Origin of the sequence: Paraburkholderia monticola (genome assembly GCF_001580545.1) — a bacterium.
GTDB lineage: Bacteria > Pseudomonadota > Gammaproteobacteria > Burkholderiales > Burkholderiaceae > Paraburkholderia > Paraburkholderia monticola.
In genome coordinates, this window is record NZ_LRBG01000035.1 from 207,152 (window position 1) to 229,324 (window position 22,173).

At 62.3% G+C, this 22,173-nt stretch carries 17 protein-coding genes; 8 read left to right on the forward strand and 9 right to left on the reverse strand.

Going from position 1 to position 22,173, the window contains the following annotated elements; all coding sequences use genetic code 11:
- Nucleotides 1-45 precede the first annotated feature (45 nt).
- Entirely contained in the window at nucleotides 46-2,184 is a 2,139-nt protein-coding gene (locus CI15_RS21750; protein ID WP_082814262.1) for an ATP-binding response regulator, read from the forward strand.
- 11 nt (nucleotides 2,185-2,195) lie between these two features.
- On the opposite strand, the gene CI15_RS21755 is transcribed toward CI15_RS21750, so the two are convergent.
- From CI15_RS21755 to CI15_RS21775, 5 genes are all read right to left on the reverse strand, one after another.
- Nucleotides 2,196-3,341, reverse strand: coding sequence for a YncE family protein (locus CI15_RS21755; protein WP_241495888.1), 1,146 nt, complete (start codon nucleotides 3,339-3,341; stop codon nucleotides 2,196-2,198).
- Nucleotides 3,236-4,477: an MFS transporter gene (locus CI15_RS21760; protein ID WP_062130846.1), complete on the reverse strand. Its 1,242-nt coding sequence runs from the start codon at nucleotides 4,475-4,477 to the stop codon at nucleotides 3,236-3,238. The genes CI15_RS21755 and CI15_RS21760 overlap by 106 nt, the downstream gene beginning before the upstream one ends.
- A gap of 44 nt (nucleotides 4,478-4,521) precedes the next feature.
- Nucleotides 4,522-5,163 carry a c-type cytochrome gene (locus tag CI15_RS21765; protein WP_062130849.1) on the reverse strand — a complete coding sequence of 214 codons (642 nt, stop codon included), beginning with the start codon at nucleotides 5,161-5,163 and terminating at the stop codon, nucleotides 4,522-4,524.
- Nucleotides 5,164-5,307: 144 nt separating this feature from the next.
- The gene (locus CI15_RS21770; protein WP_062130852.1) at nucleotides 5,308-6,681 is read right to left on the reverse strand and encodes a hypothetical protein; all 1,374 of its coding nucleotides are present in this window, start codon (nucleotides 6,679-6,681) and stop codon (nucleotides 5,308-5,310) included.
- Nucleotides 6,682-7,111: 430 nt separating this feature from the next.
- Nucleotides 7,112-9,334 carry an SLC26A/SulP transporter family protein gene (locus CI15_RS21775; protein ID WP_062130855.1) on the reverse strand — a complete coding sequence of 741 codons (2,223 nt, stop codon included), beginning with the start codon at nucleotides 9,332-9,334 and terminating at the stop codon, nucleotides 7,112-7,114.
- 233 nt (nucleotides 9,335-9,567) lie between these two features.
- Here CI15_RS21775 and CI15_RS21780 point away from each other — a divergent pair, with 233 nt between their 5' ends.
- A complete protein-coding gene (locus tag CI15_RS21780; protein WP_062131649.1) occupies nucleotides 9,568-12,864 on the forward strand; it encodes an adenylate/guanylate cyclase domain-containing protein in 3,297 nt (1,098 codons plus the stop codon).
- A gap of 155 nt (nucleotides 12,865-13,019) precedes the next feature.
- Here CI15_RS21780 and CI15_RS21785 read toward each other — a convergent pair whose 3' ends face one another.
- Nucleotides 13,020-13,985, reverse strand: a complete 966-nt coding sequence (locus CI15_RS21785; protein WP_062130858.1) for a LysR family transcriptional regulator — start codon at nucleotides 13,983-13,985, stop codon at nucleotides 13,020-13,022.
- Nucleotides 13,986-14,091: 106 nt separating this feature from the next.
- Between CI15_RS21785 and CI15_RS21790 the strand changes: the two genes are divergently transcribed.
- Complete coding sequence (locus CI15_RS21790; protein WP_062130861.1) at nucleotides 14,092-14,826, forward strand: SDR family NAD(P)-dependent oxidoreductase; 735 nt, start codon at nucleotides 14,092-14,094, stop codon at nucleotides 14,824-14,826.
- Nucleotides 14,827-14,898: 72 nt separating this feature from the next.
- Nucleotides 14,899-15,498, forward strand: a complete 600-nt coding sequence (locus tag CI15_RS21795) for an NADPH-dependent F420 reductase (protein WP_062130863.1) — start codon at nucleotides 14,899-14,901, stop codon at nucleotides 15,496-15,498.
- 64 nt (nucleotides 15,499-15,562) lie between these two features.
- On the opposite strand, the gene CI15_RS21800 is transcribed toward CI15_RS21795, so the two are convergent.
- Nucleotides 15,563-16,168, reverse strand: a complete 606-nt coding sequence (locus CI15_RS21800; RefSeq protein WP_062130866.1) for a TetR/AcrR family transcriptional regulator — start codon at nucleotides 16,166-16,168, stop codon at nucleotides 15,563-15,565.
- Nucleotides 16,169-16,296: 128 nt separating this feature from the next.
- Here CI15_RS21800 and CI15_RS21805 point away from each other — a divergent pair, with 128 nt between their 5' ends.
- The 4 genes from CI15_RS21805 to CI15_RS21815 all read left to right on the forward strand — a co-directional run bounded on the left by CI15_RS21805 (nucleotide 16,297) and on the right by CI15_RS21815 (nucleotide 19,354).
- Entirely contained in the window at nucleotides 16,297-17,220 is a 924-nt protein-coding gene (locus CI15_RS21805; RefSeq protein WP_062130869.1) for an NAD-dependent epimerase/dehydratase family protein, read from the forward strand.
- Between the two features lie 2 nt (nucleotides 17,221-17,222).
- On the forward strand, nucleotides 17,223-17,567 hold the full coding sequence (locus CI15_RS21810; protein WP_062130872.1) for a DoxX family protein: 345 nt from the start codon (nucleotides 17,223-17,225) through the stop codon (nucleotides 17,565-17,567).
- 267 nt (nucleotides 17,568-17,834) lie between these two features.
- Nucleotides 17,835-17,999: a hypothetical protein gene (locus CI15_RS37010; protein ID WP_161950050.1), complete on the forward strand. Its 165-nt coding sequence runs from the start codon at nucleotides 17,835-17,837 to the stop codon at nucleotides 17,997-17,999.
- A 272-nt stretch (nucleotides 18,000-18,271) separates the two neighbouring features.
- Nucleotides 18,272-19,354: a glycosyltransferase family protein gene (locus tag CI15_RS21815; protein ID WP_062130875.1), complete on the forward strand. Its 1,083-nt coding sequence runs from the start codon at nucleotides 18,272-18,274 to the stop codon at nucleotides 19,352-19,354.
- Here the strand turns inward: CI15_RS21815 and CI15_RS21820 are convergent.
- Entirely contained in the window at nucleotides 19,346-19,729 is a 384-nt protein-coding gene (locus CI15_RS21820) for a YunG family protein (protein WP_062130878.1), read from the reverse strand. The genes CI15_RS21815 and CI15_RS21820 overlap by 9 nt on opposite strands.
- A 267-nt stretch (nucleotides 19,730-19,996) precedes the next feature.
- Entirely contained in the window at nucleotides 19,997-22,039 is a 2,043-nt protein-coding gene (locus tag CI15_RS21825; RefSeq protein WP_062130881.1) for an arabinofuranosidase catalytic domain-containing protein, read from the reverse strand.
- Nucleotides 22,040-22,173: the final 134 nt, after the last annotated feature.

The following is a 22,173-nucleotide window of genomic DNA, read 5'->3' on the forward strand; positions in this document are numbered from 1 at the left end:
GTCTGGAGGCTTCGTTTTCCCTGCAATCTGGTGGTTGCGCGTCCCATGAAATATCTACGCAAGCTGTTTGCCTGTTACGAAGACTATTGCAGCCACAGAAAAGGAATTCTCAGATACGCCAGCCTGGTGGGCGCAATCGGATTTCTACTTTTCCATTTCATCTATACGCTGGTTCTGCCGCAGCCGTATGAGAATCTCACGATCAGACTGATCGCAGCGGCTGCCTGCGCAGTGATGGCAATGCCGAATTACTGGCCTGCGCGGCTGAGAAAGTACTACATCGGCTGTTCATACGTCGTGGTGCTTTATTGTCTGCCGTTTTTCCATGTGTTCATGTCGCTGAAGAACCATGGAAATATCGTCTTCATTGCCGACAGCTTCATGGCCGTATTTTTTCTCGTTCTGCTGACGGACTGGCGCAACACGATTGCCATGCTGTGTTTGGGTACCATCCTCGGGGTGGCGCTTTACATGGCCACCACGGCTCATCCCGTGCTTGCACCTGACTATATCGCGAGATTGCCGACCTTTATTCTGGTCGTCGTCGGCGGAAGTCTGTTCAAGTTTTCGGAACGGCAGTTGCAGGATGCAAAGCTGCGAGGCGCGGTGGCGCTTGCAGGTTCGATCGCTCACGAAATGCGCAATCCGCTCGGTCGTATCCAGTACAGTCTGGACATGGCGAGCCGGGCATTACCCGAGCCAACAACGGACGACGCCACGCAGCCCCTTTCTGGAAAACAGATCGAAGACGTGTATGCGCAACTGTCACAGGGGCAGCGCGCGGTCCAGCGTGGCTTGCAGGTGATCGCAATGACGTTGGAACAGGTCAACGTCAAAACCATCGACACCAGCAAAGTCACACGTATTCAGGCAGCCGACGTCGTACAGAAAGCGCTCGCTGAATACGCGTACGAAACGGAAGGAGAGCGAAGCGTAGTAAGCCTGTTGGTGCACGAAGATTTCGCTTTCGACGGTGACGAAACGCTGTTCATGTTCGTGCTGTTCAATCTCTTCAAGAACGCGCTCTACTACGTCAAGCGTTATCCGGACATGAGGCTCGTCGTGACAGTGGACGAGCCGCATGTCTTCGTGACCGATACCGGACCCGGCATTCCGAAATCGTTGCAGACACGCCTGTTCGAATCGTTCCAGACCTCGGGCAAGGCGGGGGGCACAGGCCTGGGGCTCGCATACTGCAAGCGGGCAATGGTCGCCATTGGTGGCGACATTTTCTGCGATTCGGCCGAAGGCGAGGGCACGCGCTTCACTCTGCGGTTCCCGCGGGCTGCGCAAGCCGCGCCCGACGAAAATAGTCGAGCGCTTCGGGACGATTCACTCGCGATTTTCGAGGGTAAGCGGATTCTGCTCGTCGACGACGACGTCATGCAGCGAAGCACGCTTCGCAAGCACCTCGGCGGTCTCGGCGTGGAGATCGACGAGGCGGAAAATGGCCAGCTCGCCATCGAGCGAATCAAGCAGGCGCACTATGACCTCGTGCTGATGGATCTGCACATGCCCGTGCTGGATGGCTATGCCGCGACGGGAATGATCCGTGGCGGGCTCGTCCCCGCCATGCGGTTCGTGCCGATACTCGGCTGCTCCAGTGAGCCGGAGCATCTCGTGCATGTGAAGACCGAGAGAGCGGGCATGACTGCAATCGTCCCCAAAGCGTGCAGTCGCGCTGAGCTTCTCCGAGCGGTGCAATCGTGTCTGGAGCATCCTGGAGTCCATGGCGAGCCGCTGGCAGGCAAGACAGCGATCCTCGCCGATGACGATGAATATGGGCGGCGTATCGTGCGAACGTGGCTGGAGAAATACGGCCTGGAAGTCCGCGAAGCCAATCACGGGCAGGCAGTGCTCGACATGCTCGCAGAGGATGAACGATGCGATGTCATCATGCTGGACCTGCAAATGCCCGGTCTCAATGGGATAGAAACGACCCGCGCGATCCGCGCACGCCCTGGAACGAGCGGTCAGATACCGATCATCGCTTTGACCGGCTATTCAGACTCAGGAACGATCGAGTCTGCCGTCAATGCGGGCATGAACGATATCGCGACCAAACCAGTTCGTGGACCGGCGCTTGTCAGAACGTTGATCCAGCATATGCATCCCGGCGCGAACGGCGCGCGTTGGGCTGCAACGGCCGCTGTGCCGGGCGCGGGCGACGGGTGGGAAAACTGACCGTTCGTGGCTCATCGTGGCGCCATGATCCGTAGAACCGGATGTCCGTCGATGCTCTTCAGCGGAAACCAGGATCGGTGCGTCGCCGCGTCGACGTCGACGACATGCGCATTCGGGCCCAGGCGACCTTCGCCGATCTTCGACACATGGCTACCGTCAACGCTGAACATCGACACGATGCCGGCTTCGCTGGCTACATACGCCGTTCGTGAGCCCGGATCGAACGCGAGCACATCCGGATCGCCGCCGACATCGAACGTGCCGAGAACTTTCATCGTGTGCATGTCGAGCACCAGCATGAGGTCGTTGTCTTCACAGGCGATCAACGCGAGGCGCGATTCCGGGATGATCAGCAGTCCATGATTGCCTTTCGCGCCCGGCAACTCGGTATGGGAAACGATCGTATTGCTGGCCGGGTCGATCTCCACCAGTTGGTGTCGCGTCTGAACATTGACGAAGATGTGTCGAGATACCGGATCGTATTGCGAATTGCCGGCTTCCCCGCCGAGCGGAATCGTCGCTACCCGCCGGTTGCTGGGGACATCGATCACCGTCTCGGTTTCTCCCGTTTCATCGGAAACGTAGAGCCTGCGCGTATCGGGCGCATACGCCATGCCGTCCGGATAGACGCCGCCGGGCACTCTGGCAATGATCTTGAGCGTGGACTCGTCGATCGCGACAACCTCGTTCGTGCCGGTCGCCGATGCATACACACGGGATAGTTCGGGCAGGGCGAGCACGCCATGCACGGCGGAGATGCCGGGTATGCGCGCGATGACGCGCGACGCGAGGGTGTCGAACACCACGACTTCGCTGTCACCCAGATGCGCGATGAACAGCAGATGCCTGCCGGCGTCATAGCTTTCATAGTCGAACCGGGTCGCTCGTCCCGGTAGCGGAACGTCCTCGACGTGCTTCAGCGGCAGATTGCCGGTGACCGCGTTATCCGCTCCATGCGCGACACGAACAGCGCCGCTGCCGGCTGCGACGGCGATCGCGATAGAGATGCCAATGAGCGACGCAATCAAGCGACGACCTGCGCATGCACTCTTCACGGCGACGCTCCGTCGGGCTTGATATGGCGGAAGCTCGCGAGCAGCGCGAGATCGTAGGCAATCTTGAGCGTGCCGCATGCGATCAGTGGCGCGGCGAGCCATCCCGCGCCAAGCAGGCCACCGGCAAGCGTAGGCGCAACGGCCGCTGCGAGGCTACGCGGCACCGCCGTAAAGCTCGCGGCGGCCGGCCGTTCGAGTGGCGTCACGACGGCCATGACGTAAGCACTCCGGGTCGGCACGTCGAGCTGCGAGAGCGCACTGCGCACCAGCAGCAACACCAGGGTCAGCGGTAGCGTTGGCGTGAAGGCGGCGGCAATCAGGCACAGGCTCGACGGAATGTGCGTAAACACCATGGTGTTGAGCAGGCCAATCCGGCGGGCAATCGGCGCAGCAGCCAGTTGCGAGCCTGCGCTGAGCAGCCCCGACCAGAAAAAGAACTGCCCTGCCGCAGCGAGAGAAAGGCCAAAGCGCTGGATGAGCCAGAGCGTCAGCAGCGAGTTGACGAGCAGCCCGCCTGCAAACGCGTCGACGCTGAAGAGCAGCGCGAGACGCGTGACGATCCCGCGCGACGGGCCGAGCGGTGTCCGGGCCGCCGCGGTGCGGGCTTCACGCCGTGGCAGCCGAAGGTATAGCAGAAAAACGGCGCAGCCCGTGATCGCGTAGACGATGAACATCGCCCGTATGGCGAAGAGCGCGGAAACGCCGGCATGTGCCGCGATCCAGTCAGGGAGTCCCGCGAGAAGCGCACCCAGTGCGGCCGAGAGCGCACCGACGAGACTGTAGCGGGCGAACAGCGCAGTTCGGGCGTCGCCCGTTGCGGATTCGGCGAGGCGTGCGTGCTCGAGCGGCAGAAACAGGCTGACGTCGCCAGAACTCGGATTGAGCGTGCCGACGAACGCGACCACGAGCAGCGGCCAGAGCGATGACAGAAATCCAAACGCAAGACCGGTCACCGTCATCAGGGCGCCGGCGAAGAGCAGTAGCGCACGCTGCGGGTAACGGCTACCGAGCAGGCCGACAACGATGGTCGCAACGGCCGAGCCCAGCAGCGTGGCGGTGCCGATCAGGCCGACCGTGAGTTTCCCGAAACCGAGCGACAGCAGATACGCTGGCAGCAGGACGGCGACGAACCCGTCGCAGATCCCGCGCAGGCTCCGTGCGGCGAGCAATGGCCCCGCACTCCGGTCCACGCCCGCGGGCAGGAACAGGATTGAAAGCTGTGCCTTGGCAGCAGTCATTGCAATACCGGGGTTGTCTCCTCCACGTTACTCCCAACGCGTTCTCATTGCGCGGCCGCAGACGCTTCGAGGAATGCCGCAACCGAATGCATCTCCTGTTCCGTAAGCTTGACGCAGATCACATTCATCACATCGCCGCGAGGCCTTTGCTCTGCGTGTTGAAAAACCACCAACTGCTTCACCAGGTAGTCCGCATACTGGCCCGCGAGGCGCGGAAACTCACCGACCCCTTCGCCGTGGGCGCCGTGACAGGCGCTGCATGCCGGCACACCCTTGTCCGGCAGGCCGGACATGAAAATCACCTTGCCATTGGCAACCAGCAGAGGATCGCCGGCGTCGCCCTCAGGTGGCGGACGGCTTGAAAAGTACGTGGCAAGCTGCTCGATCTGCGCGTCGCTCAAATGGGTGAAGCCCCACATATATCTTTTCGCATTCGGGTCGGACCGGCGATGAGCCCTGAAGTCCATCAACTGGTTGACCAGATACTCCTTTTGCTGGCCTGCGAGTTTGGGAAATATCGGAGAGACGGAAACGCCGCCCACGCCGTGACAGTTCGAGCAGACCTGCAACGCGATCGTCCTGCCGGTAACGGCGGGATCGTCGATCCGTCTGGAATGTTCGAGGTCATGACAACTGGCGTCACCCAGCAACGTGGCGAGCAGAATCCATCGCGGCATTCCCTTCATGCTGCGAGGCGCCGATCTGCTTCCCCGGCATTGTTGCGGACGAAGGTATGGCATCGTTTTCACAAAACCCCCTGCATGAACGGCGAGTCGAAGAAGCCCTGAACGATGCGGTTTCATATACGGAAGCGAGCGCGACAACCGGCATCACCAGTACGCCGCCCAGAGGTAAACAAACAGCGTGTCGTTGTCGCTTGCGTTGCGTCCGAGCCCGTCGTAATTCGAACGCGCACCAAGGTACTTCGTGAAGTGTGTGTATTGCAGCCCCAAGCGGATGTTCTGGACAGGAATCCAGAATATTTCGGGGGTCCAGCCTTGCGTTGCCGGAGAGAAGTCCGCACTGCCCGGATACGCGACGCTGTCGCGGCTGCCGGTAACGTTAAAGAACGAGAGACTGATGCCGTATTTGGCCTGGTAGACGTATGAGAGCTTCAGTCTCAGCGAGCCGAGGTTGGCCGCCTTGCTGTCGCCATAAACGAGGTTGTTCGGATCGCTGATGTTCTCGCGGATATAGCGGGCCTGCGCGGTGATTGTGTTCGGTTCGAGCAGGTACTGGTACTGCGCATCGAAGCCGATATCGCGGTAACGGGTCACGCCCTGGTTGAAGATCGGGGTTGCGTTGACGTCGTTGGGGTAGACGTTGACGTTGAGCCCGAAGGTCCCCAGCATGACGCTGTGTGGTCCCCAGTCGTGTGTCAGTGCCAGTCGCCAGTAGGGATTCTGGCCACGCAGATAGATCTGCGGGTGGTTCGGATCGCCGGCCTTGTTCCCTTTGCTCATGAACGACCAGATACCGTCGGCCGTACTGTAGAGCGACAACTCGGCATAAATCGTCCGGTTCCAGTAGACGTAGCCTCCGGCGCCGACAACCTGCTGTGCCAGCGCGCCTTCCATGATTGGCAGGAATTGCGGAGCGCCAACCGTGCTTGTCGACGAGGAGATGTACGGATAACTCCATGCCGGCGCGCTGTTCCACACGTCCTGCACGGACGGATTGTTGTGCAGTGTGGTGCCGAGAATCAGATCGTTTGCGTCCCCTATGATCCTGTCGACATAACGGAAGTCCATGTTGTCGGACGCCCAGTGACCGATCCACTTGCCGTCGCTGCCCTGATGATCGTAGTTCGAGTAGGTGAACTGCGTGAACGCACCGATCCTGTCGGTGATCTTGCCGGCAAGGAAGATGCTGGCCGCGTCGAAAATCGGCAAGCCGTCTTTGGGGGAAATGACGTTGCCGCTGGCATCGTGGTTGACCCTTGTCTTCGTCATGTCGACCGTCGCCATCACGGCAATGGGAACGGTACGTTCCCCGAACGTGTATCCGTTCAGCTTGAACATTCGCCCATAGGGAGTCAGCTCGGGAAACTGTCCACCTGCATGGCAGGCAACGCAGCTTTGTCCCGTTTGACGGGCGAATATCGGCAGCGCCGAAAGAGAGGAGGCGTGCAGCAGACAGATAGCCGCAATCGCCTGAATGCAGGCGCGCTGAAGCACGCGACGGACGGCAACGATATGTCTCATGCCATCATCTCCTCCGGCCCGTTTCGCACGCGGAGATTTTCGAGGCACGCAGGTACCCCTCCCCACTGCGATACGAGGGACGACAAAGACGACGCTTCGCGCGCGGCATCACCGGCGTCGCCTGGTAAAACGGTGGAACGACACAGGACTGCGCTGCGCCGGGAGTAGAGCCGACACGCACACCTGTTCACTCGATGTCCAAAACGAAGGAGCCCGCCAACTTATTCCGCTGACGGTACGTCGTCGATACGCAGAGTGAGTACGAGCCGCAACGAGCGTTTCGCGAGCAGCCGTCACGTGCAGATTGAACGTGCCTACGCCGTCGCTGCGAGCATCGGGCCTTGAGCGACGCGTCAAATCATGAAGCGCTTATTCACGTATGACGCATTTCATTCAACAGGTAGGGAGGCGGCCACTCTGCGCAAACGACTCACAACGCCGCGCGCAATGACTCGTCAACAACGGCAAGCCGAATTGCGATGATCTTGACCAGAAACCGATGAAACTGTTGCGCGACCGCCGGATGCTGTTGTTCGAGTTCGATGAGCGCGGAGGTCGACAAACGACGGACCCGCGTCGGCACCTCGGCGATCACGTCCGCACTGCGTTGCTGCTGCGTGTAGACCGCCATTTCACCGACAACGGTCCCCGGGCCGAACGAGCGCAGCCGCACCGAGCGTCCATCGTCGAGCGGCAACGCGACCTCGACACGTCCGTGCTCGATGAAATACAACGCGTCGGCTTGCTCACCGCGACGAAAAAGCGCCTGCCCCGCGAGCAGGTCATGCACCTCCAGGCACCCCAGCAGCGTGCTCAACGCGCCGGCCGTGAAATGCGGCGCGAGCATCGCGTGAAAATCGTAGCCGTGGCCTGTCGCACGCGAGTTCGCCGTGAGCAACTGGTCTTCGACCCATTCCAGACCCACATCGAGCGAGTCGAATTCATGAATCCGCAGATTGAGGGTCCCACTCTTCGTGAGCAGGTCGCGCGAGTGCGGCGGCAGCGCGGTCAGCACCAGGTCCGCGTTCTTCGCCGCGCAGAGTTGCCGTAGCTTGACGAAGCTGATCGACACCGACGCGTCCATGCCCTGAGTCGACCCGAAGTCGAGAACGACGAAACGGACCGGCGTCGGATTGCTTGCGGCGAGCCGCCCACGCAGGCTCTGCAGAATCGAATTGGCGGTGCCGAAGAACAGGAACCCTTGCAGGCACATACCGCAGACCTGCGCACCGAGTTCGCGCAACGACTGGCTCTCGTCGATGCTGCGCTCGACATTGGACGTCCGTGTGCGCAGATCGAATTCCATGCGTATACAACTGACCCGGCCGTAGAGCAGCGTGAACGTCACGCACGCCGCGACGACGCCTACCGCCACGCCGACTACCACGCCGTAGGCGACGATCGTGCCGAGAATCGCAGGCACGAGCAGGTACTCGTACCAGCTGAGCTTCGCATACGCACCCACGAGCCAATGCATGATCAGGCGCAGGCCCATGAAGAGCTGAAGGCCAACCAGCACCGGCACGGGAAACAGCGCCACGATATCGGGCGAGGTGCCCAGTAGGACCAGGCAAGCGAGCGCCGCGAACACGCCGGCCACGCGGCTCGTGGCACCCACGCGCGCATTGAGCATCGAGCGATTGAACGACTGGTAGCCGACCATTCCGCCGAGCAGCCCGCTCGCGAGATTGGCAAGACCCGCGGCCCGCATCTCGCGATTGAGATCGACCTCCTCGCCGGTCACCGCGCCGATCGCCGTCGAATTCATCAGGATCGTGACAGCGGAAACGGTCGTGACGAGGAGGCTCTCCGGTAGGTGTGCGGCGACGGCCGGCCAGTCGATGCCACCCTGCCTCAGTTGCGCGGCCATGTGCAGCTCCGGCAGCCCGGTAAGGTGCAGCGTGACGCGCGGCAGAAGCAGCCCCATGCCGCGCGCGTCGGCAATCGAGAGACCGGCAATGTGCAGGAGAACGTAGAACAGCACGATGCCGAAACCCAATGTGAGCGGCAGCGCGGCAATGTGCTGCCAGGCGCGCGTGAGGATCGTGGTCATCACACCCACGACGAGCGCGGGAATCCACGTGAGCCAGTGAACCTGCGTGAGCAACGACAGCACGTGCCAGTTCAGTGCCTCGCCCGTCATCACGCGAAAGGCCCCGGCCAGCAGCAGATAGCCCGTTCCGGCGAGAAATCCGCCGAGCACCGGATACGGCAGGAACTGCAACGAGCGGCCTTGCTTCGACGAGCCGATCGCGTAGAGGATGACGCCCGTCACGACCGAGCAGAGCGCGATGGCGATCAGCACGGTCAGGATCAGGGTCTGGGGGGACCCGCCGTCCGCGCGCACGCTGCTGGCGACCCCCGCGGCGACGCCCGCGAGAAACGCCGCGGCATTGCTGTCCGGACCGCCGATGTTCCAACGCATCGAGCTCGTCAGTGCAATCACGAGCGCCGTGACGACGCAACTGACGAGCGCGGTCGGCACGCCGAGCATCGCGTAGCGCGCAAGATCGGCGCTGAAGATCATCGTGCCGAGGCTCATGGCGTAGCACAGCATGACGAGCGTCGAGACCGCGCCGGCCGCCACGTCGCCAGGCAGGCCCGCGAAGCGCGAGCGTAGCGGAATGTCGGAGACAGTCTTGCCCGGCTTCACGTGAACTCCTCGAAGAATGCGAGGGTGCGGTGGGACGCGCTGCCCAGTATCCGTCGTGACTCGAAAGGGTGTCAAACACCTGCGCCCGGCGAGTTGTAGACCTACACTGGGTAATCATCGGCTGGGTCGAATGCCGGCTTGGGGCCGATAGCATCGGCGAGCGGTGCGCGCGATTTTCGTCTGACGTTTGCGCATCGCGCCGCGCCGGCTGGCATCGAATGCAGGCGACGAACATGGACATCGCGCAATGGCTGCAGCGCCTCGGACTCGAGCAGTACGCGCCCGCATTCGAGGCGAACGACATCGACGTAGCGCTGCTCGAGCAGTTGAGCGATGCCGATCTGAAAGAACTCGGCGTGCAGTCGCTTGGCCATCGCAAGCGCATCCTGGCCGCCGTGGCGGCCGCGCAACCGTTGCCGGGCGCAGCGGCGCCGCCGCCGACGGCCGCCGCCACCCTGGCGCCTGCGGACGAGCGTCGGCAGGTCACGATCCTGTTTGCCGATCTCTGCGGGTACACGGCGCTCTCGCGCACGCTCGACCCCGAAGACCTGCGCGCGCTGATTGGCCGCTACACGGCGCTGGTCGACGGTGTCGTCCTCGCGTATGGCGGCACGATCGACAAGCACATCGGCGATGCGGTGATGGCGCTGTTCGGCGCGCCGCGCTCGCATGAGACCGATACGCTGCGCGCGGCCCGGGCCGCGCTGGATATCCACGACGGGCTGACGCAACTTGGCGCGCAGGCGGGGCGGCCGTTGCAGGCGCACATCGGCATCGCGAGCGGCGAAGTGGTCGCTGGTGCGCTTGGCCGCGCCGACGCCCAGGACTACACGGTGCACGGCGATCCGGTGAACCTCGCGGCGCGACTGGTGGGCGCCGCGCCCGCCGGCGAGATCTGGATCGCGGACGAGTCAGCGCGTCTGCTCGGCGATGCCGCCGTGTGCGAGGCGATCGGCGAGCAGTTCTTCAAGGGTATCGACACACCGGTACGGGCCTGGCGGCTCGTTGCCATCGCGAGCGAACCGGTGGCGACGAACCGAAGCCGCTTCGTCGGCCGTGAAGCCGAGCTCGAGCAATTTCACGGTATCGTCCACGCCTGCCAGGCTAAGCACGCCGGACATATTCTCCATCTGCGAGGCGAAGCAGGAATCGGCAAGACGCGGCTCGTCGACGAAATGCGCCGCTACGCGCAGAGCCAAGGCTTCACGCTGCATCGAAGCCTCGTGCTCGATTTCGGGGTTGGCAAGGGGCAGGACCCGGTGCGCGCGATCGTCGCCAGCCTGCTCGGGCTGCCGGCCAGCGCATCGGCCGACGCCCGGCAAGCCGCCGTCGAGCGTGCCGCCGCCCGCGGTGTCTTGAACGAAGAGCAGCTCGTGTTTCTTCAGGATTTCCTCGATCTGCCCAAAAGCGGCGAGTGGCAGGCGCTGTACGACGCCATGGATCACAGTGCGCGCCAGCGTGGCAAGCAGACGCTCGCCGCACGACTGGCCGAGGACGCCTGCGCGCAAGCGGCGACGATGATCGTCGTCGAAGATCTGCATTGGGCCGACCGCGAGGCGCTCAGCTATCTGGCGGCGTTCGCGTCGGGCATCGTCAATGGAACGGGCTTGCTCGTGACGACTTCGCGGGTGGAAGGCGATCCGATCGATGCCGCCTGGCGCGCACGCTGCCGCGACACCCCGTGCGCCACGATCGACCTCGGGCCGCTGCGCAAGGAGGAGGCGCTCAGCCTCGCGAGCAATTTCATCGACGCGACTCAGCGCGTCGCGCTCGCCTGCATCGAGCGGGCAGCAGGCAATCCGCTATTCCTCGAGCAACTGTTGCGCAATGCCGAGGAAGGCAGCAGCGGCAACGTGCCCGCGTCGATCCGAAGCCTCGTGCTCGCGCGGATGGACCGGTTGGCGCCACGCGACCGGCTGGCATTCCAGGCGGCTGCCGTCATCGGTCAGCGTTTCGACCTGGCGTTGCTGCGCCGGCTCATCGACGACCCTGACTACGTCTGCGACGGCCTGCTCGCCAATGCGCTCGTGCTACCCGAAGGCGAGGACTTCCTGTTCGCCCATGCGCTGATCCAGGAGGGCGCATGGGCGACGCTCTTGCGGGCGCGCCGGCGCGAGCTTCATCGCTGTGCCGCCGAATGGTTCGCCCATAGCGATCCCACGTTGCACGCGCAGCATCTCGACCGGGCCGAGGACGAACGTGCGCGCGCTGCCTATCTCGCCGCGGCGGCCGCGCAGCGTGCGGCCCATCGTTTCGAGGCCGCGCTGCGGCTGGCCGACCGGGGCCTCGAGATCGCACGGACCGACACGGACCGCCACGCACTGAGCTGCGCCAAGGGCGAGCTCCAGCGCGATCTGGGCGACATTGCGGGATCGATCGCCACGTACCGCGCGGCGCTCGCGGCCGCCACCGATGATGACGCCCGCTGCGTCTGCCAGCTCGGGCTCGCGGAAGGTCTGCGGGTGAATGAAGGTCTCGACGAGGCGCTCGCGTTGCTGTCGGCCGCGCAGACGATTGCGGAACGTGACGGGCGAGTGGCCGACCTCGCAAGCCTTCATCACTTGCGCGGCAACATCCTTTTTCCGCTTGGCAGGATCGACGCCTGTTGCGCCGAGCATGAACGGGGTCTTACCTATGCACGGCGGCTCGCCATGCCGGAGGCGGAAGCGCGCGCGCTCGGCGGCCTCGCGGATGCAGCGTACGCGCAGGGACGCATGGAAACCGCTTGTCGCCATTTCAGCGAATGCGTGGCGCTCAGCCGCCAGCATGGGTTCGGCCGAATCGAGGTGGCGAATCGTCCGATGCAGGGCTTCAGCAGGATCTATCTCAACGAAGCACGCGAGGCACGCGAGGACGCGCTCGTCGCGGCACGTGCGGCCGCGTTGATCGGGCAGCCGCGCGCGCAATTGCTGTGCGAGACGCTGGGCGTGTTCGCCTGCCAGGAACTGGGCGACGAACAGGCGGCGCACCTTCACCTGGAGCAGGAACTGCGGCTGATCAGGCAACTCGGCGCCCGCCGCTTCGAGGCACAAAATCTGGAGATGCACGGACGGCTGTTGCTGGACAACGGAGCCAGAAGCGAAGCGATCAAGAAACTTAGCGAGGCGATCGTGATCTCGCGCGAGGTAGGCACGCAGTTTTCCGGCCCCAAGGCGCTGAGCGCGCTGAGCCGCGCAATGGATGAAAACGTCGAGCGTGCACGGTTGCTGGACGAAGGCGAAGCGCTGCTGCGACTCGGCGCGGTGGGCCACAATCATCTCTGGTTTTACCGCGACGCGATTGAAGCGATGTTCTCCGCCGGCGATGCGCCTGGCGTGTTGCGCTACGTGAAGGCACTCGAGAACTACACCCAGCGCGAACCGCTGCCCTGGGCCGAGCTTTTTGCAGCGCGTGGCCGTGCGCTCGCGCTGGCACTGCAGGACCCGGGTGGCGAACCCGCGCTACGAGAGCTCGCGCAGGTGCGGATGGCGTTGCACGAAGCTGGCTTTCGGCATTATCTGAGCGCCGTCGATGCTGCTCTGGCGGTTTGATTCGCGTGACGCAGATGATGCGTCGAATGGCTTTCCTGGGATCGAGCGCAGCGCCCCAAGCTCTGTAGACTGCTTGACCACCTGATGTTTGCACGCATCGTGAGGGACAAACTTCAACTGGAGCGGTCTCCCCAGCAAATCACCGAACGGCTTGCTCACGCGTGCCGAGCCTTCGGGCTTTTCTTGCCTTTGCGTGAAACGGAGCGCTGACTGACATCCTTTGACAAGCGCTGAGGGTCGCCAAGGAGCTCGACCAGCCGGGTCTCGCATTCGGAAAACGAGTAGCCGCGCCGCTGCGAGACCATGAACGTGAGGGGGCGCATGTGCCATGCGCGCCGTTGGAGTTCGATAAGTTTCCCATTCGCGAGGTCTTCCGCAACCAGATGATGCGGCATGTGCCCCCAGCACAGGCTTCCCCTTAGCAGATCGTGCTTCGCGCCGAGGTCATTCACCCGCCACTGGCGTTCGCTGGCGACCCCCTGTTGTGTCTTCTCCGCATCGGGCTGATTGTCGGTTACGACGAGCTGGATGTGCCGGCCAAATTCCTCCCGCGGGATCGGCCCCGCGATTGCGGCTAGCGGATGCGATGGCGCACAGACGGTCACCATTTGCGCTTCACATAAATGCAGCCTTTCTATGGTGGCTGGGCTCAGCTCAGGCACGTCCGTGATCGTCACCGCCAATGCGCACGTGCCTTCGATCACCAAACGCTCGCCCCCCTGCATGGTCGTCATGCGCAGATTGATCGCAACCGTTGGAAAGTCCGCCTGCAGAGTGCGCAAGCATTCAATCAGGTGCGCACGCGAGAAATAGGTATCCACGGCAATCGAGACCTGTGGGACCCCGGCTTCAGCAATCGAAACCGCGCGCATCTTCATTTCCTCGGTGCGTGAGATCACCCCACGAGCATCAGGCAGGAGGCTGCGGCCCGCGGCCGTCAGCGTTGCTTTGCGGGTGTTGCGCTCGAACAGCACTACGTCAAAGGCGCTCTCGAGCGCGTTGATCGCGTGACTGATCGCCGACTGTGCACGCCTCAACTCCCTTGCAGCCCCGGAAAAGCTTCCCTCGTCACACACCGCGACGAAGGCCCGAAGTTGATTGATGGTGACGTTGTCGAGCATGGGTATCTAAAAAGTAGATGGTATTGATACATATTCAGTCAATTGTCTTCATGAATCAAGCGCTCCAGAATCGGGTTTGTCACTTTTGTTTTGAAGGATGCATCACATGAACAGACTGAACGGAAAGACCGCTGTCGTCACCGGTGGTGCTACGGGCATCGGCCGCGCCGCCGCAAAGCGCTTTATCGAGGAGGGCGCCTTTGTCTTCATCTTCGGCCGCCACCAGGAAGCGCTCGACGCCGCTGTGGCCGACCTGGGGCTCAATGCCCGCGCGGTGAAGGGCTCGGTCGCCGATCTGGCCGACCTCGATCGACTCTACGCAGTGGTGAAGGCCGAGCGCGGAACCCTCGACATCGTCTTCGCCAATGCCGGGGCGGGAAGCCCGCTTCCGCTCGGCAAGATCACCGCCGAGCACGTCGATGAAATCTTCGACACCAATGTGAAGGGTTCGATCTTCACAGTCCAGAAGGCGCTGCCGCTGATGGGCGAGGGCGGTTCGATCATCCTGACCGGATCGAGCGCCGGCACGACGGGCGCCCCGGCATTCAGCGCCTACAGCGCGAGCAAGGCGGCAGTGCGCAATCTCGCGCGAACCTGGGCGGAGGACCTGAAGGGCACCGGCATCCGGGTCAACGTGCTGTCGCCCGGGCCGACGGCGACCGAACTCGCGAAGGCAGCGCTAGGCGAGGAAGGCCAGAAGGTCTTCGGCTCGATGAATCCGCTTCAGCGCATGGCCGATCCGGCGGAGATCGGAGCGGTGGCGGCCTTTCTCGCGGCGCAGGACAGCAGCTTCATGACCGCCAGTGAGGTCGCCGTCGACGGCGGCCTGGCGCAAATTTGACACGCTACGCCCGGGCGGTCACTCCATTCGATATTCGGAGTCCGTAGGGCGTGGCAAACCGAAGGAGAAGATATGAGCTACGCAATTATTGGCTTCGGCGAGATCGGCCAGGCGCTTGCCAAGGCGTTCGCCCGAACCGGCATCGAAGTATCCGTTGCAACCACTCGCCACCCGGAAAGCTTTGCTTCCGCTGCGGCCGCGATCGGACCGACGATCATTCCCAAAACACTGGCGGAAGCGGTCAAGGCGGACATCATCTTTCTGGCTGTCCGTTTCGAGTCGCACCCGGATGTCGCGAAGGTGCTGCCCACCTGGCAGGGGAAGACCATCGTCGATGTGACCAATGTCTACGGCGTGCCCCCTGAGGAACTGGGCGGACTGCCTTCGTCCAAGGTCGTTGAGCGGGCCTTCTCTGGTGCAAGACTGGTCAAGGGCTTCAACCATCTGGTCGCTGCCGTCCTTGACCAGGATCCGGCCGTGCATGGTGGCAGGAGAGTCGTGTTCCTGACGAGCGACGATGACGGCGCCGCAACGGAGATTGGTGCGCTTGCGGAAAAGCTCGGTTTCTCGCCGATCAAACTTGGGGGGCTTTCGGAAGGTGGGCTGCTAGTCCATTCGCGCGGAAATAGCTGGGGTCGACTGATCTTTAAGGACCTGGTCAAGTTCGACTGACGCTTCCCACGCTACACGCTGGTGCGCGCCGCATGCAGTGGCTCGACATGCTATGCGGCGCACCTTAGCGAAGTGCAGCCGCCACCGCCTCGTCAATCTGGCGCGCAAAGCGAGCCTCAGCATCGGGCACCGTGAAACCAATCGACAGTTCCAGATACGCGTCGCCCAGCACCAACTGAACGAATGTCGCTGCCCGCATTGCAGCAGTCGATTCGTCGAATCGCTTTCGCAGAATTTTTGCGGCGAAGGCACGCACAACCTTTGCGCCATTTTCGTAAAACACCTGGCCGAGTTCCGGAAGGCGCTCGGCCTCAGCAACGATGGCGCGGTAAAGCCGCAGACTATCCGGCGTGATCAGGATTTGTGCCAACACCGTTCCCAACTCGCGTAACTCGACTTCGGGTGACTCGTCGGATTGCTCGTCCAGGGCGCTGGCAAGAAGTCCACCCACCTCAGCACACATCGAGCTCACCAGGCCAACGAAGAGCGCTTCCTTCGACTTGAAGTGGCGGTAGACCGTCTGCTTGCCGACGCCAGCGGCCGCGGCGACATCGTCCATGGTTGCCAGGACGAAACCCTGGCATAAAAAAACCGCTTTCGCACCGTCGAGGATGGCGGACCGCTTACGGCGTTGCAGCGGGCTCAGGTCGGGAAGAGAAGACGTGTTCATGCCCGATTAATAGCAGATCGTCGAGTAGTTGACAAGACTGGTCAGTCTCGTTTAGATTCGTCAAAACGAGACCGGTTGGTCTCGTTTGTATGACTACTCGACTTCGCAGCCAATCATTGGAGAACGCTTTGAAACTGTTCATTACAGGTGGTACGGGCTTCATCGGGCAAGCGGTCGCGCGCAAGGCAATCGGCCTCGGCCATCAGGTGACGGCGCTGGTGCGCAACGACAGCTCGGCGGCCGCCGGCGCGTTGGCACGACTCGGTGTGACACTGCATTCCGGCGACTTGCGTGAGCCACAGTCTTTCGCTGCGACTGCCGGTGCCGCTGAGGGTGTCGTGCACATGGCGTCGACCAACGATGCTGCCGCCGCCGCTGCTGACGAGGCCGCGGCTGAGGCAATGCTTTCGCATTTGCAACCGGGCGCGGCGTTTGTCTATACGTCGGGCACCTGGGTCTACGGCAATACGGAGGGCGAGCCCGCGACTGAAACATCGGCGCTGCACCCGACACCACTCATCGCCTGGCGGCCCGCCGTGGAGCAACACGTGCAGGCGCTGGCAGCACGCCGCTCGATTGCCGCCGTGATCCTCAGGCCGGCGATGGTGCACGGCTACGGCGGCGGCGTCTTCGGCATGCTTGCCGGCATGAGCCGTCAGGCCGGCAGTGTGAGAGTCGTCGGCGATGGTCGCAATCACTGGCCTGCCGTGCACGTCGATGATCTCGCCACGGCCTACCTGAGCGCGGTGGAGCGGGCGGCAAGCGGAGACGATCGTGTCGCGGGACAGGTCTTCAACGTGGTCGCGGAAGATGCGGTTGCCGTTGCCGACATGGGCGAAGCGATTCGGGCGTCGGTCGGCGCCGAGCGAGTCGAATTCTGGCCGCTCGACGATGCTCGCCAATCGCTTGGGCCGTTTGCTGACGCACTGGCGCTCGACCAGACGGTAAGCGGCCAGCATGCGCGGCGAGTGCTTGCGTGGGAACCCCACGGCCCCCGCTTGATTGCGGACCTCTCTGTGCAGAAGCACTTTCAGCAAAGCAACGGAGCATAACGATGGCGTTGAACACTGCATCTATCGAATCGATTCTCCCGACGATCGTAGCGGTTCTGTTCGCGGTTGCTGGGGTGGTCAATCTCGCAGGACTGGGCGCGGTGAAGCGCGACTTCGCACGCTGGGGTTACCCGGCATGGTTTCGGTTGCTCTGTGGCGCTCTCGAACTGCTCAGTGCGGCGCTTCTTCTTGGACAACAAACCCGAGTTTTAGGCTTGGCGCTGGCCGGTGCCATCATGATTGGTGCGCTCGTCACGTTGCTGCGAAATCGGGAGCCGTTCCGGCATCTCGCCCCGGCGCTGATCTTCTCGGCGCTCGTTGTGGTGACTGTGGCGGTCCGCGGTTGAGGTTTGCTCGCCATCAGGCGAGTGAGCCAGGGAGGCTAACGGGCCGCGCGGGCGATCCGTGCTGCATGTTCCCGGAAGTCTTGCCGTGGACGGCCGAGGAAGCGCTGTTGCAAGACCTCTACCCGAATCGCGGAAAACTCCGAGCAAGGGACGAGATATTCGAAGTCTCACGTTATAGATGCGAACGCGGCGGGCATAATAACGGGTTCGCGTTTCGCAGGGGCTATCGCGATGTTCGCCTTTGGTTTGATCTTCTGAGGACTCTTCATGCTGATCATCGTGGTATCGGGCGGCTATGCGTCGTTTCTGTCGGGCACGCGTGGCGGCATCGATGCAGAGAGAGCTGCGACGATCCAATGTTTGCATTCGGACACGCTCCAATGCATCACCGGCGAGTTCGTATCCGATCGAGGTCGCAATGATCTTTCTTGAATTGCGCTCACGATCCCGGTCAGCAGACGTCTCGCAGAGCCCTTCTATCGCAGCTTTGGTCACTAGCAGCTTGCTGACTCGAACCCGTGTAGTGGCGGAGAGGCAAATAGGCGTTGCATGGAGGAGCCAAGGATTCCCCCGCATGAGATAGCGTGGTCTCAGCTCAATCTCGCAGGGTTGCAGGCGGTTTTCGTGCCAAAGGTGTTCGACGAAGCGCATCATCAGATTCGTCGTCTTCAGCACGCAAGCGGATCAAAAGAAACGAAGGAACTATGAAAGTGCGTTTAGTGTATTTCTGCACGTCGCCACGTGCAACCGAGCACGCTGGCGGGGTCAAGGTGATCTACGATCATTCCAGCCATTTGAATAACGGTGGCGTGATCGATTCCGCGATCATCCATGATCGGCGTGGTTATGAGTATCCGTGGGCCGAACATGCTGCGCATTTGATTTCCGACAGAGACCTACGTCCGACAGATCATCTGGTGTTGCCGGAAATTAAGGCGGCGCAACTCGCGCGCATCCTGGTTCCGCGCGGACTGAAGTACTCGATTTTTGTCCAGAATGGATACTATTTGCGTGACCGCGACCGCGGTTGTACCGATGACGACGTAGATCACGCATATCAGAATGCGTCCGCCATCCTGTCTATTTCTGAAGATACCTCCTCCCTGATTTCCCTTCACTATCCGGACCTGACAAGCCGAATCGTGCGGGTGTTTTGCTCGGTAGACGACAGCGTGTTCAACGTCGATGGCAAAAAACGCAACCTCGTCACGTATATGCCGCGCAAGAACGGTGCGCATGCTGCTGCCGTCGTCTTTGCATTGAAGAAACGACTGCCGCCGGGTTGGGAAATCCGCGCAATCGACGGTATGAATCAGACAGAAGTTGCCGCGTTGCTGAAGGAATCGCGAATCTTCATGTCGTTCTCAGGCTTGGAAGGGCTAGGTTTGCCGCCAGTGGAGGCTGCGCTGTGCGGAAACTACGTTATTGGGTATCACGGCGGCGGCGGCCGGGAATACTGGGCATCACCCAACTTTGAAGAAATCGCCGTTGGCGATCTTGAAGCCTTCGTCAGAAGGGTCGAGGCGCGCGCCCATCTGTTGTCCAATAGCGTCGACGATCTTGCTGAGCTTGAGCCAGGGATGGCCAGACTGCGCGCGAATTTTTCCAAAGCGAATGAGTTGGACGCTCTCCAGCGGTTTGTCGACAGACTCAAGGAAGACCCGCCAAGTACAGCGACACCGCTTCCGGCCGTAGGATCCACGCCGATCCGACTGCAGAAGCGCATGCGCCTTGGATGGTGGCTGGCGTTGCGGCGAGTGCGTGCACGAAAGCGTCCGTCAGCATAGGCGCACAAGCCGCGACTTCAGCATTTCGTACTTCTCCCGCGACGTATCCGCAAAGGCCTCCTCACGACTCGACCGCGTATCGTCGAACGGGATCGGCTCGGCAAACTGGCTGATGGTCAGGTCCCATCGTTTGCCATCGATCAGGTTATAGAAGTGAGTGCCGCCCGACGTTCGCGTCGTCAGAATTTCGCCACCGAAGCAGTCGTGAACGATCAGTGCCGTGACACTGCAATGGTTCTGCGCCGGATTCGTCGCCGACCAGGCGTGAGTGGGGCTCGACGTATCGCCGGACCACACGCGTAGAAGCGCACGATACAGTTCGATCGGCGTGGCAAAGGTCTTCGATACGGCGGGCGTCTGTGCTTCCTGTGTCATGGCGGCAATCCTTCGTTCGATGAGCGGATCAGATCGTAGAAAACAAAAAGCCCCGTCGTTTCCGGCGGGGCTTTCTTGCGCATGTCGCTGCAAATGCTATCTAGCGTCGTATGCGTGTGCGAGTCCCCACTGGCAGTCCCGCGCGGGCATGCGCATGATGATGCTTTGCAATCGTGTGGGACGTGAGGGCTTGCATAGTGAGCGAGTGTGCCTTCAATTGCGCGACGCGTCAACGAAGCATCGGTCGTTGCGTCGCGCTCAATCTGCTCAGGACTTCGCGCCGCTCAGAATCGCGAGGCTCGGGCAGTAATGCGTCGCGCTCAGATACGCAGCCTGCTGCGAGCGCACGCCTGCGCTGCTCGAGGTGGGCGGATCGATGAACACCTGCGCATTGTTCGATCCGGCCGGAGCCGTCAGCGTCATCGTCACCTTCCACCAGTTGCCGGATTTCACCGCGCTCAGCGCCGTCGCCTGGCCTCCGCCCCACGTACCGCGCACGATCGCACCGGTGTTGGTGTTCAGCACCCAGCCGAACTCCGTGCCGCTCGGATCGTCAGTCTGGATCGAGCCGCCGGGGAACACCGTCGCGTTGGTGGTGGCGAGCACATAGTCGGTGAACGTGTACGACTGGCCACCTTGCACGCGGATCACTTCGTGGATGTTCGACACGGCCGAACCGTTCGTGCTCGTGACCGTCGCGGCGCCGCGATTGACACCCGAGATGTCGGTGGCGGGCACGGCTGTTCCGCCGTTCGATTGCGACCACGCATCGGGCGTCGCGAGACTGAGCGGCGAGTCGATCAGGTTGTTCGCATAGCAGGCCGACGCGGCCGTGTTCGACGGCGGCCCGTAGAAGCTCGCGATGCTCGACTGGATCTCGTTGTCGGTCGTATCGGCGGTCGCCTTGGTGAGGATCGCGCCTTCGAAGAACTGGATCGGCGCGGCGCTGCCGTCACCGCCTTCGCCGAGCGACAGACCGCCTTGCCATTGGCCGTTGAATGCATGACCTGCGTCGTTGCCGAAAATCAGCGCTTCAGGCGGCGCCTGGTCGTACAGCGAAGTCAACACGGTCTGCGACGCGGAGCCGCCTTTGACCGCGAACTGATTCGAGGCGGCGACTGGCGAGTACTTGGACAGCACCGTGACGAACTTCTCGTTTGCCGGCTGCTGCGGTCCGTACAGATAGACGCCGGCTTCCGCGTCGACGCCCGGCCAGTTGGTATCGAGCGCATTGCACACGGGGTCCTTCACATTCGACGGCTGGATCGAGTCGCCATCGCAATAGCCGAACACGGCCGCGTTGCCGTTCGAGAACGCGAGCGCGAACATTTCTCCTTCCACTTCGCCGTGCGCATAGGTGCCCGGATTCGCGCTGCTCTCCATGTTGCCGTAGGTGCCGCAGCAGGTCGACGATTGGCTGTAGTGCGCGCCGGCCACCATGTACTCGGCGATTTCGCTATCGCCGATCGACTGGTTCACCGTACCGAAGCGATTGCGATAGGCCTGCCCAGCCAACGTGCCGAGCGCTGGAATCTGCACACCGTTGGTCGTCACGAGTGCGAGCTTGGCCGGCGTGCCGGGTAGCGCGGGCAAGTCATTGCCGATCGTCAGTTGCTGCGTGGGTGCTTGCGCGGTCAATGCGGTCGGCGGCTGTAGCAGTTGCACGGTCAGGGTGCCCGCGGTGCCCGGCAGCGTGATCGTCGCGAAGCCGTTGAGAACCGGCACGGTGGTCGTTTTCTGCGAGCCCGAACTGCCGTTGGGCACCGTCAGGGATTGCGTGCCGTCCTGGTTGAGTGTGAGCGTCGCGGGTACGTTGCCGAATGCGCCGCCCTTCAATGGCGCGACCAGATCGATCTGGTCGTAGATGTAGGTGACGGAGCAGGTCGTGTTGTTACAGAAGGATTGCGTGCTCTGCACATTCGCCGAGCCGACCAGCGAGCGGTCGCCGCCCTTCAACGTGCTGTTGGTGTACGGGTAGACGTCGAGCGTCGTATTGTCGGATGCGCGTTTGATCTGGAACAGCGGGCCCGTGTAGTTCTTCGTCAGCAGCCGGGTCACGCTGTGCGCCGCGGAGCAGGGTGTGTTGGCGGTCGCGGCGGCGTCGCAGGGCAGCGCGGTGGTCGACTTACCGTTGTTGTCCGCCGATGCATTCGAAGTCGATTGCGAGGCGCTATTGGTCGACGCCGAACTCGAGGTGGCTGCATCGGCCACCGGCGATGTCGACGCGCCGCTATTGTCGCCATTACACGCGGCGAGTCCGACGGCCATCGCCAGCCAGACCGCCACCAATCCCATTCTCCTGGACATCATGAGCTCCTCCTGTTGAACCGCTGATCGGGTGGAAATACTTAGTTGTACGGATCGGGAAAAAGAATCGTTGTGATCGCGGGTTACTTCGCAAGACTCCGGCGAGGCCGGCACCGGACATCCGGTAGGTAATAATA